Below are 15,073 nucleotides of genomic sequence, written 5' to 3'. Positions count from 1 at the left end.
ATGGAGGTTGCCCCAGCAAGGCTCCCGGCACGGCTTGGTGCAATCGGCGTTCGTTGTCCCCTCAACTGTCTTCTCAACCGCGTTCCCGCTGCCTACGGTTGGGGACTCATGAGTCCCCCCATGGCACCCCCGGGCTGGAGCCGCTGGCTCGTTCCCCCCGCCGCGCTCTCGGTCCACCTCTCCATCGGCCAGGCCTACGCCTGGTCCGTGTTCAAACCGCCCCTGGAATCCGCGCTCGCCCTCAGCGGCACGCAGAGCGCGCTGCCCTTCCAGCTCGGCATCGTGATGCTCGGCCTGTCGGCCGCGTTCGGCGGCACCCTGGTGGAACGGCACGGGCCGCGCTGGGCGATGACCGTCGCCCTGGTCTGCTTCTCGTCCGGCTTCCTGCTCTCCGCGCTCGGCGCCGCGGTGGAGCAGTACTGGCTCATCGTCCTCGGCTACGGCTTCGTCGGCGGGATCGGCCTCGGCATCGGCTACATCTCGCCGGTCTCGACGCTGATCAAGTGGTTCCCCGACCGGCCGGGCATGGCCACCGGCATCGCCATCATGGGCTTCGGGGGCGGCGCGCTGATCGCCTCGCCCTGGTCGGCCCAGATGCTGGAGTCCTTCGGTGCCGACAACACGGGCATCGCGCTGGCCTTCCTCGTGCACGGCCTGACGTACGCGGTCTTCATGCTGCTGGGCGTGCTGCTGGTGCGGGTGCCACGCCCGAAGGAGCACACCGGCGGCGGCCCGGACGGTGCGGGCGTGCAGGTCTCGGCGCGCGAGGCGGTGCGCACCCCGCAGTTCTGGCTGCTGTGGGTCGCGCTCTGCATGAACGTCACCGCCGGCATCGGCATCCTGGAGAAGGCCGCCCCGATGATCACGGACTTCTTCGCCGACACCTCCGCACCCGTGTCGGCCACGGCCGCCGCCGGGTTCGTCGCCCTGCTGTCGGCGGCCAACATGGCCGGACGGCTCGGCTGGTCCACGGCCTCCGACCTGATCGGACGCAAGAACGTCTACCGGCTCTACCTGGGCGCCGGCGCGCTGATGTACACGCTCCTCGCCCTGTTCGGCGACTCCTCCAAGCCCCTGTTCGTCCTGTGCGCCCTCGTCGTCCTCTCCTTCTACGGCGGCGGCTTCGCCACGGCACCCGCCTACCTCAAGGACCTCTTCGGCACCTACCAGGTCGGCGCCATCCACGGGCGGCTGCTCACCGCCTGGTCGACGGCCGGCGTCCTCGGGCCGCTGATCGTCAACTGGATCGCGGACCGGCAGGAGGACGCCGGGCGGCACGGCCCGTCCCTGTACGGGCTGTCGTTCGTCATCATGATCGGGCTGCTGGCCGTCGGCTTCGCCGCCAACGAACTCATCCGCCCGGTCCACGCCCGCCACCACATGTCCGCCCCGGCGCGGAAGGAGGCCGCCGATGTCCCCCGACAGCAGCCAGAGTCCGCCTGACCCGTCCGGCCGACGGCGTCCGCTGATCGCGTTCACCTGGCTCTGGGTGGGCGCGCCGCTCGCCTACGGCCTGTACGAACTCGTCAGGAAGGCGACCCAGCTGTTCACCGGATGAGGGGACGGGGCGCCACGGATGCTGACCGAAGCCGACAAGGCGGGCGCCCGTTTCCTGTCGCTTCACCTGCCGCCGTACTCGCCGGTCACTGATCACACTGGTGGATCCCGTCCCCGAGGCAGCGAGGATTCCACCCATGCACGGCTCGCGCATCACCGCCGTCGGCCATTACCAGCCCGCCGGGGTCCTGACCAACGAGGACCTGGCGGGCATGGTCGACACCAGCGACGAGTGGATCAGGAGCCGGGTGGGCATCCGCACCCGCCGCATCGCCGGACCCGGCGAGCCCGTCGACGAGCTCGCCGGCCACGCCGCGGCCAAGGCGCTCGCCGCGGCCGGGCTCGCGCCCGCGGACGTGGACCTGGTGCTGGTCGCCACCTCCACCGCCGTCGACCGCTCGCCGAACACGGCGGCCCGGGTGGCGGCCCGCCTCGGCATGCCCGGGCCCGCCGTGCTGGACCTCAACGTCGTCTGCGCCGGCTTCCCCCACGCCCTGGCCACCGCCGACCACGCCCTCCGGGCCGGTTCGGCGAACCGCGCGCTGGTCATCGGCGCGGACAAGATGTCCGAGGTGACCGACTGGACCGACCGCACCACCTGCGTGCTGGTCGGCGACGGGGCGGGGGCCGCCGTCGTGGAGCCCTGCGCCCCGGGCGAGGAAGCCGGGATCGGCCCCGTCCTGTGGGGCTCGGTGCCCGAGATGGGCAACGCGGTCCGCATCGAGGGCACGCCGCCGCGCTTCGCGCAGGAGGGGCAGAGCGTCTACCGCTGGGCGACCACGAAACTGCCCGCCATCGCACGCCGGGCCTGCGAACGCTCCGGACTCGAGCCCGCCGACCTCGCCGCCGTCGTCCTGCACCAGGCCAACCTGCGCATCATCGAACCCCTCGCCGCGAAGATCGGCGCCGTCAACGCGGTCGTCGCCCGCGACGTCGTGGAGTCCGGCAACACCTCTGCGGCGAGCATCCCCCTCGCCTTCTCCAAGCTCGTCGAACGGGGCGACGTCGCGGCCGGCGACCCCGTGCTGTTCTTCGGCTTCGGCGGCAACCTCTCCTACGCCGGGCAGGTCGTCCGCTGCCCGTGACGCGGCGTCCGCCGGCCGCGGGGGCGGTGTGACGTGGCCGACACTCCCGGTCCCGACTCCCGTGCGCCGTAGACTGTAGACGAAAGACAATCGATACTTGGCGTACTGCTCGTGCCGTCCGTCGAGGGGGACCGATGTTGTCCGCAGGACTGCCGCAGGGCGCGGTGCCCAAGCTCGAACGGCCCGGCCCGCTGCGCGACCGTGTCTACGAGGCACTGCTCGAACTCATCACCACGCGGGCCCTCCGGCCCGGCCAGCACCTCGTGGAGAGCGAGCTCGCCGGTCATCTCGGAGTGTCCCGTCAGCCCGTGCGGGAGGCGCTCCAGCGGCTCAACACCGAGGGCTGGGTCGATCTGCGCCCCGCGCAGGGCGCGTTCGTGCACGAGCCGACCGAGGAGGAGGCCGACCAGCTGCTGACCGTCCGTACGCTGCTGGAGGCCGAGGCCGCCCGGCTCGCCGCCGCCAACGCCGGCACGGCGGGCGTGGCCGCGCTGGAGGAGCTGTGCGCGGAGGGGGAGCGGGCCGTCGCCGCCGACGACGTGGACGCCACCGTGACCCTCAACGCCCGCTTCCACGCGACGATCATGGAGCTGGCCCGCAACGCCGTCCTCGCCGAGCTCGCCGCCCAGGTCGACCGCCGGGTCCGCTGGTACCACACGCCGGTCGCCCGGCAGCGCGGCATGCAGTCCTGGATCGAGCACCGTGAGCTGATCGCCGCCATCGGCGACCGCGACGAGCAGCGGGCGACCCGGCTGATGCGCGAGCACACCGAGCACACGCGGCGCTCCTACCACGAGCACCGCACCTCCTGAGACTCCTGAGGTCACAGGCGTTCTCCAGGCCGCCCGGCGTTCCCGCCGGGCGGCTTCGTCGTGTCCCCGGCCGCCGGGTGCCTCGCACGGCTTTGTCCTCTCAGTGGAGAAAGTTGGCGGCAATTCATGCGCGACTTCTTCCCACACCGGGCGCCCGCTGCTACGTTCCCTCCGAAAGCACGCCACGGATGTGGCCGGAAAACCGGTACACTCAAGCCGATTGAGGCGGGGAGGGGTTCGTGAGACGCATGACGGCACGACCTGCGAACGCCCATCAGGCCCGGCTGCTGCAGCTGTTGCGTGACGGCGGCCCCAACTCCCGCGCCCAGCTCGGCGACCAGGTCGACCTGTCCCGGTCCAAGCTGGCGGTCGAGGTGGACCGGCTGCTGGAGACCGGGCTGGTGGTGGCCGACGGACTCGCCGCCTCGCGCGGCGGCCGCCGTTCCCACAACGTCCGCCTCAACCCCGAACTCCGCTTCCTCGGCGTCGACATCGGCGCGACCTCGATCGATCTCGCGGTCACCAACGCCGAGCTGGAGATCCTCGGGCACATCAACCAGCCCATGGACGTGCGTGAGGGACCGGTCGCGGTCTTCGAGCAGGTGCTGTCCATGGCCGCCAAGCTGCGGGCCTCGGGACTCGCGGAGGGCTTCGACGGCGCCGGCATCGGTGTCCCGGGGCCGGTCCGCTTCCCCGAGGGCGTGCCGGTGGCCCCGCCGATCATGCCGGGCTGGGACGGCTTCCCCGTGCGGGAGGCGCTCAGCCAGGAACTGGGCTGCCCGGTCATGGTCGACAACGACGTGAACCTCATGGCGCTGGGGGAGCAGCACGCGGGCGTCGCCCGCACCGTCGCCGACTTCCTCGTCGTCAAGATCGGCACCGGCATCGGCTGCGGCATCGTCGTCGGCGGTGACGTCTACCGCGGGACGACGGGCAGCGCGGGCGACATCGGGCACATCCAGGCCGTGCCCGACGGACGCCCCTGCGCCTGCGGCAACCGGGGCTGCCTGGAGGCGCACTTCAGCGGTGCCGCACTGGCCCGCGACGCCACGGAGGCCGCCCAGCAGGGCCGGTCCGCCGAGCTCGCGACCCGGCTCGAGGCGAGCGGGGCCCTGAGCGCCGCCGACGTCGCCGCCGCGGCCGCCGCGGGCGACGCCACCGCACTCGACCTGATCAGGGAGGGCGGCCGCAGCACCGGCCAGGTCATCGCCGGCCTGGTCAGCTTCTTCAACCCGGGCCTGGTCGTGATCGGCGGCGGGGTGACCGGCCTCGGGCACAACCTGCTCGCCGCGATCCGCACGCAGGTCTACCGCCAGTCGCTGCCGCTCGCGACCGGCAACCTGCCCATCGTCCTCGGGGAACTGGGCCCCACCGCCGGCGTCATCGGCGCGGCCCGGCTGATCAGCGACCACCTGTTCTCACCCGCGTAGGCACCACCCGCCTCCCGAGCCACACCAGTACAGCGTTCAGCCCTGCTCTGCCCTGCCTTGCCCTGCTCTGCCCTGACACCGGCCCGCATGCCCGCCGAGGGGACCTCACATGGCACCAGAACCACCGCTGCTCAGCATGTCCGGCATCACCAAGTCGTTCCCCGGAGTCCGGGCCCTCGACGGCGTCGACCTCGACGTCCAGGCCGGCGAGGTGCACTGCCTGCTCGGCCAGAACGGGGCCGGCAAGTCCACCCTCATCAAGGTGCTGGCCGGCGCCCACCAGCCCGACACCGGCACCATCCGCTGGCGCGGCGAGGACGTCACCCTGCGCTCACCGATCGCGGCCATGCGCCTCGGCATCGCCACCATCTACCAGGAGCTCGACCTGGTGGAACACCTGTCGGTCGCCGAGAACGTCCACCTCGGCCACGAGCCCACCACCGCCGGATTCGTCGTACGGGGACGTGCGGCCAGGGCGTCGACCGCGCAGCTGCTCAAGCGGCTCGGACACCCGGAGGTCGACCCCGGACGGCTGGTCGGCGACCTGTCGGCGGCACAGCAGCAGATCGTGTCCATGGCGCGCGCCCTCTCCCACGACGTGCGGCTCATCGTGATGGACGAGCCGTCCGCCGCGCTCGACCCGGACGAGGTCGACAACCTCTTCCGCATCGTCGGCGACCTCACCGCCGACGGGGTCGCCGTCGTCTACATCTCGCACCGCCTGGAGGAGATCCGCCGCATCGGCGACCGGGTCACCGTCCTGAAGGACGGCCGGGCCGTCGCCGGCGGACTGCCCGCCGAGTCGACCCCGACCCGTGACGTGGTGGCGCTGATGACGGGCCGCAACGTCGAGTACGTCTTCCCCGACCGGCCGGCCTCACCGCCGGCGGCGGATCCCGTGCTGAGCGTGCGGGGACTGGCCCGGGACGGCGAGTTCGCCCCGCTCGACCTGGACGTGCGCCCCGGTGAGATCGTCGGCCTGGCCGGGCTGGTCGGCTCCGGCCGCTCCGAGATCCTGGAGACGGTCTACGGAGCCCGCAGGCCCAGCGCCGGAGAGGTCCTCGTGGAGGGCCGCCCGCTGCGGCCCGGCAGCGTGCGCGCCGCCGTCCGCGCCGGACTCGGGCTCGCCCCCGAGGAACGCAAGGCGCAGGCCCTGCTGATGCTGGAGTCCGTCACCCGCAACGTGTCGGTCTCCGCCATGTCCCGCTTCGCCCGCGCCGGCTGGATCGACCGCGGCGCCGAACTCGGCGCGGCACGCGCGGCCACCCGCGAACTCTCGCTCAGGCCCGACAACCCGTCCGTGCCCGTGCGCACCCTGTCCGGCGGCAACCAGCAGAAGGCCGTCCTCGCCCGCTGGCTGCTGCGCGGCTGCCGGGTCCTGCTCCTGGACGAACCCACCCGCGGCGTCGACGTCGGCGCCCGCGCCGAGCTCTACGCGGTCATCCGCCGCCTCGCCGACGAGGGCCTCGCCGTCCTGCTGGTCTCCAGCGAGGTGCCCGAAGTGCTCGGCCTCGCCGACCGCGTGCTGGTCCTGCGCGAGGGCCGCGTCGTGCACGAGGCCCCCGCCCGCGAACTCGACGAACACCGCGTACTCGACCTCGTGATGGAAGGAAGCCCGGCGTCATGACGCAGCACGTGTCCCCGCCACGGGGCGGCACCGGCAAGGCGGCACCGGTGGACGGTCCGCCCGCCTGGCGGAGCCTGACGGCCCGCGCCGACCTGCGCACCCTCTCCCTGCTCGGCGTGCTCGCCGCGCTGGTCCTCATCGGCGGCATCACCCAGCCCGACGCGTTCCTCGACACCCGCAACCTGCAACTGGTGCTCACCCAGGCGTCCGTGATCGGTGTCGTCACCGTCGGCATGACCTTCGTGATCGTCTCCGGCGGCATCGACCTGTCCGTCGGCGCCATCGTCGCCCTGTCGTCGGTGTGGGCCACCACGGTCGCCACCCAGGAGTACGGCTTCGCCGGCATCCTGTTCACCGCGGTCGTCGTCGGAGTGGGCTGCGGGCTGGTCAACGGGGTGCTCATCGCGTACGGCGCGATGGTCCCGTTCATCGCCACCCTCGCCATGCTGGCCTCGGCACGCGGCCTCGCGCTGCAGATCACCGACGGCCGCACCCAGGTCGTCACGGTGCCCAGCGTGCTGGACCTCGGCGAACGCGACTCCTACGTCCTCGGTGTCCCGCCGCTCGTCCTGGTGTTCGCGGCCGTCACCGTCATCGGCTGGCTGGTGCTCAACCGGACCACCTTCGGACGCCGCACCGTCGCCGTCGGCGGCAACGCGGAGGCCGCCCGGCTCGCCGGCATCGACGTCCGCCGCCAGCGGCTCTACCTCTACCTGCTGTCCGGGCTGTGCTGCGGCATCGCCGCCTTCCTGCTGATCGTCCTGGCCGGCTCCGGCCAGAACACCAACGGCAACCTCTACGAACTCGACGCCATCGCCGCCGCGATCATCGGCGGCACGCTCCTCACCGGAGGCCGGGGCACCATCGTCGGCTCCGTGCTCGGCGTCCTCATCTTCACCACGATCACGAACATCTTCGCCCTGAACAACCTGCAGAGCGACGTCCAGCAGATCGCCAAGGGAGCGATCATCGTCGCCGCCGTGCTGGTCCAGCGCCGTACCGCGAGCACGACCTGAGGAAAGGGTTCACCACCATGCAGCAACTCAACGCGAGTCGCAGAGGACTGCTCTTCGGAGCCGCCGCCGTGTCCGCCGGTGCCTTCCTCACCGGCTGCACGAGCAACGAGAGCAGCGACGACGAGAAGCCGGCCGCGAACGACCAGCCGGCCGCCGACGACAAGCCGGGCAAGGCCGTCACCATCGGCTACGCAGGTCCCCAGGCCGACCACGGCTGGCTCAACGCCATCAACGACAACGCCAAGAAGCGCGCCGAGAAGTACTCGGACGTCACCCTCGAGGTCACCGAGGGGTCCAACGACACGGCCGCGCAGATCGGCCAGATCGAGACCCTGATCAACAAGAAGGTCGACGTCCTCGTGGTGCTGCCCGCCGACGGCAAGGCGCTCACCCAGGTCGGCCTGAAGGCGATGCGGGCCGGCATCCCCGTCGTCAACCTCGACCGCATCTTCAACAGCCCCCAGGCGTACCGCTGCTGGATCGGCGGCGACAACTACGGCATGGGCCTCAACGCCGCCCACTACATCGGCGAGAAGCTCAAGGACAAGCCGGACGCCAAGGTCATCGAGCTCGCGGGACTGGACAACCTGGAGCTGACCCAGCAGCGCACCCAGGGCTTCGACGACGGCCTGAAGAACTACCCGAACATCAAGAAGGTGGCCCGCCAGGCCGCGGAGTTCACCGTCGAGTCCGGCCAGGCCAAGATGGCCCAGCTCCTGCAGGCGCAGTCGCGGTTCGACGCCCTGTGGAACCACGACGACGACCAGGGCGTCGGCGCGCTGCGCGCCATCGAGCAGGCGGGCCGCGACGACTTCCTGATGGTCGGCGGCGCCGGCGCGCTCTCCGCCTTCCAGGCCATCAAGGCGGACAGCGGCGTCCTCAAGGCGACCGTGCTGTACCCGCCGACCATGGCCGCCTCCGCGATCGACCTCGCCCGCGCCCTCGGCCAGGGCAAGGGGATCGGCGGACTCGCCGAGTTCGAGATCCCGTCGACGGTCACCTGCTACTCGGCCGTCGTCGACAAGGAGAACGTGGACCAGTACATGTCCACCGGCTTCAAGTGAGGCCCGCCGCCCCGGCACCGGCCTGACCAGCCGGCCGGGGCGGGGCCCACCCCACCGCGCCACCACGACGAGGAGGACATCCGCATGGGACAGCCGCAGCAGCCCGAGGGGGCCGGGGCGGACGCAGCAGCGACCGGGACCGGTGCCGGTACCGGCGACACGGCCACGGGGGCATCCGCGACCAGACCGCCGCTGCGCGTCGGCATGGTCGGCTACGCCTTCATGGGCGCAGCCCACTCCCAGGGCTGGCGCACCGCCGGCCGGGTCTTCGACCTGCCGCTGAACCCGGTCATGACCGCCGTCTGCGGCCGGGACGCCGACGCCGTCCGCAGGGCGGCCGACCGGCACGGCTGGGCGAGCACCGAGACCGACTGGCGGGCCCTGGTGGAACGGGACGACATCGACCTCGTCGACATCTGCACGCCCGGCGACAGCCACGCCGAGATCGCGCTGGCCGCGCTCGCCGCCGGCAAGCACGTCCTGTGCGAGAAGCCCCTCGCCAACACCGTCGCCGAGGCGGAGGCCATGACCCGGGCCGCCGAGGAGGCGGCCGCACGCGGCCAGGTGGCCATGGCCGGCTTCAACTACCGCCGGGTGCCCGCCACCGCGCTCGCCCGGCGCATGGTCGCCGAGGGCCGCATCGGCCGGCTGCGGCACGTGCGGGTGACGTACCTCCAGGACTGGCTGGTGGACCCGCAGGCCCCGCTGACCTGGCGGCTGCGCAAGGAGCTGGCCGGTTCCGGCTCGCTCGGCGACCTGGGCGCGCACATCATCGACCTCGCCCAGTACCTGACCGGGGAGCGGCTGGCCGGCGTCTCCGCCCTCACCGAGACCTTCGTGCGGGAACGCCCGCTGCCCGGCGGTGCGGCGCGGGGCCTGTCCGCCGCGTCGGCGGCCGGCACGGGGGAGGTCACCGTGGATGACGCAGCCGTGTTCACCGGCCGCTTCACCTCGGGCGCCCTCGCCTCCTTCGAGGCCACCCGGTACGCCACCGGCCGCAAGAACGCCCTGCGCATCGAACTCAACGGTGAGCGCGGCTCCCTCGCCTTCGACCTGGAGCGGCTCAACGAGCTATCGTACCACGACGGCACCGAACCGGGGGAGCACGCCGGTTTCCGCCGCATCCTCGTCACCGAGCCCGAGCACCCCTACCTGGACGCCTGGTGGCCGCCCGGCCACGGACTGGGCTACGAGCACACCTTCGTCCACCAGGCGCGCGACCTCGTCCACGCGGTCGCCGAGGGACGCGGGCCCGACCCCTCCTTCGCCGACGGGCTGCAGGTGCAGCGCGTGCTCGCCGCGGTGGAGGAGAGCGCCGAGAAGAACTCCGTCTACACCCCCGTCGCCATCACGTCGATCGCCGTCTGAGGAGGCCAGAAGCGCATGCCGCGCAACTTCACGCTGTTCACCGGGCAGTGGGCCGACCTGCCCCTGGAGGAGGTCTGCCGGCTCGCCCGCGACTTCGGCTACGACGGCCTCGAACTCGCCTGCTGGGGCGACCACTTCGAGGTCGACAAGGCCCTCGCGGACCCGTCCTACGTGGACTCACGTCACCAGTTGCTCGACAAGTACGGCCTGAAGTGCTGGGCGATCTCCAACCACCTCGTCGGGCAGGCCGTCTGCGACGCCATCATCGACGAACGCCACCAGGCGATCCTGCCCGCCCGGATCTGGGGCGACGGCGACGCGGAGGGCGTCCGGCAGCGCGCCGCCGCCGAGATCAAGGACACCGCGCGTGCCGCCGCCCGCCTCGGCGTGGACACCGTCATCGGTTTCACCGGGTCCGCGATCTGGCACCTGGTCGCCATGTTCCCGCCGGCGCCCGAGTCGATGATCGAACGCGGCTACCAGGACTTCGCGGACCGCTGGAACCCGATCCTCGACGTCTTCGACGCCGAGGGCGTGCGGTTCGCGCACGAGGTCCACCCCAGCGAGATCGCCTACGACTACTGGACCACGCAGCGCGCCCTGGAGGCGGTGGACCACCGGCCCGCGTTCGGCCTCAACTTCGACCCCTCCCACTTCGTGTGGCAGGACCTCGACCCGGTCGGCTTCCTGTGGGACTTCCGGGACCGGATCTACCACGTCGACTGCAAGGAGGCCCGCAGGCGCCTCGACGGCCGCAACGGCCGCCTCGGCTCCCACCTGCCGTGGGGCGACCCGCGGCGCGGCTGGGACTTCGTGTCGGCCGGACACGGCGACGTCCCCTGGGAGGACGTCTTCCGCATGCTGCGCTCCATCGACTACCGGGGCCCGGTCTCCGTCGAGTGGGAGGACGCCGGCATGGACCGGCTCCAGGGCGCCCCCGAGGCCCTCGCCCGGCTCAAGGCGTTCGACTTCGAGCCGCCCAGCGCGTCCTTCGACGCCGCGTTCAACAGCTGATCCACACGTCCGGCAACAGGTCGGCACGGGGGCCGGAACAACCGCCGGTCCCTGGTCCGACCTGCCCGGACACCCCTTTGTCCTGCGTCGGGTAAAAGTTCAACTAGTCGCGGTCCAAGGGGTGTTCGCACAGGACAATCACAGCTACCGTCCCTGAAGTGTTCAGGACACACACGCCTCCGGGGTGACGGCGCACCCCGGCGCCCGCACCGCATGTCTTCGCACCCGTTCCGTACGGCCCATTCCGTTCCCGGAGGGACTTCGTGCACAGAAGCAGACTCAAAGGCACCGACACCACGAGGCGGCCCGGACTTCGCACCACCCTCGCCCTGGTCACGGGCCTCGCCCTGGCGGTGGCGACCCCGGCGACCGTCGCCGGCGCCCGGCCGGGCAGCTCGGTACTCGACGAGGCGGCGGCCCCCGCGGCCGCCGAGGGGCAGTTCCAGCAGGTACCGCTCGCCAAGGGCGAGCCCGAGATGGGCGAGCCGATGTCGCTCGCCGTCCTCCCCGACCGCAGCGTCCTGCACACCGCCCGCGACGGCACACTGCGCCTCACCGACCAGGGCGGCGTCACCAAGGTCGCCGGCCGGATCCCCGTCTACAACCACGACGAGGAGGGCCTGCAGGGCGTCGGCATCGACCCGGACTTCAAGAACAACCGGGCGATCTACCTCTACTACGCTCCGCCGCTGGACACCCCCGCGGGCGACGCCCCGGAGACCGGCACCGCCGAGGACTTCAAGAAGTTCGACGGCGTCAACCGTCTCTCCCGCTTCGTCCTGAACGCCAACGGCACGCTGGACATGGCCAGCGAGAAGAAGGTCCTGGACGTCGCGGCCTCCCGCGGCACCTGCTGCCACGTCGGCGGCGACATCGCCTTCGACGCCGAGGGCAACCTCTACCTCTCCACCGGCGACGACTCCAACCCGTTCGCCTCCGACGGCTACGCGCCGATCGACGAGCGCCCGGACCGCAACCCGGCCTTCGACGCCCGCCGCAGCGCCGGCAACACCAACGACCTGCGCGGCAAGATCCTGCGGATCAAGGTCGCCGAGGACGGCTCGTACACCATCCCCGAGGGCAACCTCTTCGCCCCCGGCACCGAGAAGACCCGTCCCGAGATCTACGCGATGGGCTTCCGCAACCCGTTCCGCATCAGCGTCGACAAGAAGACCGGCACGGTCTACGTCGGTGACTACGGCCCCGACGCCGGCGCCGCCGACCCGAAGCGGGGACCGGCCGGGCAGGTCGAGTTCGCCAAGGTCACCAAGGCCGCCAACTTCGGCTGGCCCTTCTGCACCGGCGACAACGACCCCTACGTCGACTACGACTTCGCCACCAAGACCTCCGGCGAGACCTTCGACTGCGCCGCACCGAAGAACACCTCGCCGCACAACACCGGCCTCGTCGACCTGCCGCCCGCGCAGGCCGCCTGGATCCCGTACGACGACGACTCCGTGCCCGAGTTCGGCAGCGGCTCCGAGTCCCCGATGGGCGGCCCGGTCTACCGCTACGACCCGAACCTCGAATCCTCGGTGAAGTTCCCCGAGGAGTACGACGGCGACTTCTTCGCCGGCGAGTTCGGCCGCCGCTGGATCAAGCGGATCGAGCAGACCGAGGACGGCTCGGTCGCGAAGATCAACGACTTCCCGTGGACCGGCACGCAGATCATGGACATGGAGTTCGGCCCCGACGGCGCGCTCTACGTCCTCGACTACGGCCTCTCCTGGTTCCAGGGCGACAAGGACTCCGCGCTCTACCGGATCGAGAACGCCTCCGACGGCTTCTCCCCGATCGCCGAGGTGAGCGCGGACAGGACCTCCGGCGCGGCCGGCCTCAAGGTCACCTTCACCGGTTCCGCCAAGGACGCCGACTCCCCGAACCTCACCTACAGCTGGGACTTCGGCGACGGCACCCAGGGCGAGGGCCTCACGCCCACCCACAAGTACAAGAAGGCCGGCACCTACTCCGCGACCTTCACCGCGAAGGACCCCGAGGGCAACACCGGCCACGCCAGCATCCGGATCGTGGTCGGCAACACCGAGCCCAAGGTGGTCATCGAGACCCCCGGCAACGGCACCCTGCTCCCCATGGGGCAGCCCATCCCCTTCAAGGTGAAGGTCACCGACCCCGAGGAGACGGTCGACTGCTCCAAGGTCAAGGTCGCCTACAGCCTGGGTCACGACTCGCACGCCCACGAGCTGACCAGCGAGACGGGCTGTGAGGGCACCCTCAACCCGCCGCCCGGCGACGGCGGCCACGACCCCAACGCCAACATCTACGGCGTCGTCGGCGCCAGCTACACCGACGGCGGCGCCAACGGCCAGGAGGCCCTGACCGGCACCGCCCGCGCCGTGGTCCAGCCCCCGCACCGCCAGGCCGAGCACTTCACCGCCCAGCAGGGCGTGTCACCGATCGACAAGACCGGCGCCAACGGCGGCAAGACCGTCGGCGACATCAACGACGGTGACTGGATCTCCTTCACGCCCTACAAGTTCGACGGGCAGAGGAAGCTGACCGTGCGCGCCTCCTCCGGCGGCGCGGGTGGCTACGTCGAGGTGCGCACCGGTTCGCCCACCGGCCCGCTGCACGGCTCGGCGTACATCCCGCCCACCGGCAGCTGGGAGACCTTCCAGAACGTCGACGTGCCGCTGCGGGCCCTGCCCAAGAAGACCACCGACGTCTACCTGGTCTTCCGGGGCGGCGAGGGCGCGCTGTTCGACATCGACGACTTCGAGTTCTCCACGGAGCCGTTCACGGCCGGCAAGAAGGTCCTGGTCTTCTCCAAGACCGCGGGCTTCCGCCACGACTCCATTCCGGCGGGCATCGCCGCCCTGAAGGAGCTGGGCGCCCCGGCCGGCATCTCCGTCACCGCCACCGAGGAGGCCAAGCAGTTCACCACGGCCAACCTCGCCAAGTACGACGCGGTGGCCTTCCTGTCCACCACCGGCGACGTCCTGAACGCCGACCAGCAGAAGGCGTTCGAGAACTACGTCGCGAACGGCGGCGGCTACATGGGCATCCACGCCGCCGCCGACACCGAGTACGACTGGAAGTTCTACGGCGGCCTCGTCGGCGCCTACTTCGACTCGCACCCGGCCATCCAGAAGGCCACCGTGCGCGTCGAGGACCACGACCACCCGGCCACCGCCCACCTGGGCGACACCTGGGAGCGCACCGACGAGCTGTACAACTACCGCACCAACCCGCGTGCGCAGGCCAAGGTCCTCGCCACCCTCGACGAGACCACCTACCAGGGCGGCACCATGAAGGGCGACCACCCGATCGCCTGGTGCCAGGCCTACGAGGGCGGCCGCTCCTTCTACACCGGCCTCGGCCACACCAAGGAGTCCTACGCCGACGAGACGTTCCGCGCCCACCTGCTCGGCGGCCTCCAGTACGCCACCGGCCAGGTCAAGGCCGACTGCAAGCCGGCCAAGGGCTACCGGAAGATCTTCAACGGCCAGACCCTGGAAGGCTGGAAGCAGGCCGGCCCCGGCAAGTTCACCGTCAAGGACGGCACGCTGGAGTCCGAGGGCGGCATGGGGCTGCTCTGGTACCAGGCCAAGGAGCTGAAGTCGTACTCCCTCAAGCTCGACTGGAAGATGCAGGGCGACGACAACTCCGGTGTCTTCGTGGGCTTCCCGGCCTCCGACGACCCCTGGTCCGCGGTGAACAAGGGCTACGAGATCCAGATCGACGCCACGGACGCCGTGGACCGCACCACGGGAGCGGTCTACACGTTCAAGGCGGCGAACATCAAGGCCCGTGACCAGGTCCTGCGGCCGCCCGGCCAGTGGAACTCCTACGAGATCAAGGTCCAGGGCGAACGCCTCCAGGTGTTCCTCAACGGAGTCAAGATCAACGACTTCACCAACAAGGACCCGGAGCGGAGCCTGGCCGACGGCTACATCGGCCTGCAGAACCACGGCGCCGACGACCAGGTCTCCTTCCGCGACATCCAGCTGAAGGAACTGCCCCAGTAGGGCAACCGGAACGGCGGCGGGCGGAGGACGCCGGAACTCCGCCCGCCGTCACCACGGGCCACGCGCCCGGCACCCCGCTCGTCCCCCTCCGGCACTCCCACCCGGTTCGCGTAC

At 71.4% G+C, this 15,073-nt stretch carries 11 protein-coding genes; all 11 read left to right on the top strand.

From position 1 onward, the window contains the following. Positions 1 to 108 precede the first annotated feature (108 nt). The 11 genes from ACGF3H_RS09805 to ACGF3H_RS09755 all read left to right on the top strand — a co-directional run bounded on the left by ACGF3H_RS09805 (position 109) and on the right by ACGF3H_RS09755 (position 14,959). On the top strand, positions 109 to 1,443 hold the full coding sequence (locus ACGF3H_RS09805; RefSeq protein ID WP_362488080.1) for an OFA family MFS transporter: 1,335 nt from the start codon (positions 109 to 111) through the stop codon (positions 1,441 to 1,443). Further along, on the top strand, positions 1,412 to 1,558 hold the full coding sequence (locus ACGF3H_RS09800; protein ID WP_362488082.1) for a hypothetical protein: 147 nt from the start codon (positions 1,412 to 1,414) through the stop codon (positions 1,556 to 1,558). Before ACGF3H_RS09805 ends, ACGF3H_RS09800 begins: the two co-directional genes overlap by 32 nt. A gap of 136 nt (positions 1,559 to 1,694) precedes the next feature. After that, positions 1,695 to 2,642 (top strand): beta-ketoacyl-ACP synthase III, encoded by a 948-nt coding sequence (locus ACGF3H_RS09795; RefSeq protein WP_362488084.1) that lies wholly within the window; start codon positions 1,695 to 1,697, stop codon positions 2,640 to 2,642. Positions 2,643 to 2,776: 134 nt separating this feature from the next. Then, a complete protein-coding gene (locus tag ACGF3H_RS09790; RefSeq protein WP_362488086.1) occupies positions 2,777 to 3,454 on the top strand; it encodes a GntR family transcriptional regulator in 678 nt (225 codons plus the stop codon). 248 nt (positions 3,455 to 3,702) lie between these two features. Next, the gene (locus ACGF3H_RS09785; RefSeq protein ID WP_362488088.1) at positions 3,703 to 4,884 is read left to right on the top strand and encodes an ROK family transcriptional regulator; all 1,182 of its coding nucleotides are present in this window, start codon (positions 3,703 to 3,705) and stop codon (positions 4,882 to 4,884) included. 109 nt (positions 4,885 to 4,993) lie between these two features. Continuing rightward, the gene (locus ACGF3H_RS09780; RefSeq protein WP_362488089.1) at positions 4,994 to 6,511 is read left to right on the top strand and encodes a sugar ABC transporter ATP-binding protein; all 1,518 of its coding nucleotides are present in this window, start codon (positions 4,994 to 4,996) and stop codon (positions 6,509 to 6,511) included. Next, positions 6,508 to 7,527 (top strand): ABC transporter permease, encoded by a 1,020-nt coding sequence (locus ACGF3H_RS09775; RefSeq protein WP_362488091.1) that lies wholly within the window; start codon positions 6,508 to 6,510, stop codon positions 7,525 to 7,527. The genes ACGF3H_RS09780 and ACGF3H_RS09775 overlap by 4 nt, the downstream gene beginning before the upstream one ends. Positions 7,528 to 7,544: 17 nt before the next feature. Next, positions 7,545 to 8,591, top strand: coding sequence for a substrate-binding domain-containing protein (locus ACGF3H_RS09770; RefSeq protein WP_362488093.1), 1,047 nt, complete (start codon positions 7,545 to 7,547; stop codon positions 8,589 to 8,591). A gap of 84 nt (positions 8,592 to 8,675) precedes the next feature. Beyond that, entirely contained in the window at positions 8,676 to 9,959 is a 1,284-nt protein-coding gene (locus ACGF3H_RS09765) for a Gfo/Idh/MocA family oxidoreductase (protein WP_362488095.1), read from the top strand. Positions 9,960 to 9,974: 15 nt separating this feature from the next. Beyond that, positions 9,975 to 10,973, top strand: coding sequence for a sugar phosphate isomerase/epimerase family protein (locus ACGF3H_RS09760; RefSeq protein ID WP_362488097.1), 999 nt, complete (start codon positions 9,975 to 9,977; stop codon positions 10,971 to 10,973). Between the two features lie 263 nt (positions 10,974 to 11,236). Then, the gene (locus ACGF3H_RS09755) at positions 11,237 to 14,959 is read left to right on the top strand and encodes a ThuA domain-containing protein (protein ID WP_362488099.1); all 3,723 of its coding nucleotides are present in this window, start codon (positions 11,237 to 11,239) and stop codon (positions 14,957 to 14,959) included. Positions 14,960 to 15,073: the final 114 nt, after the last annotated feature.

The sequence above is a fragment of the Streptomyces sp. NPDC048185 genome (genome assembly GCF_043202495.1).
Lineage (GTDB): Bacteria > Actinomycetota > Actinomycetes > Streptomycetales > Streptomycetaceae > Streptomyces.
The sequence above is the reverse complement of the archived record's forward strand: the minus strand, read 5'-3'. Positions and strand labels throughout refer to the sequence as shown.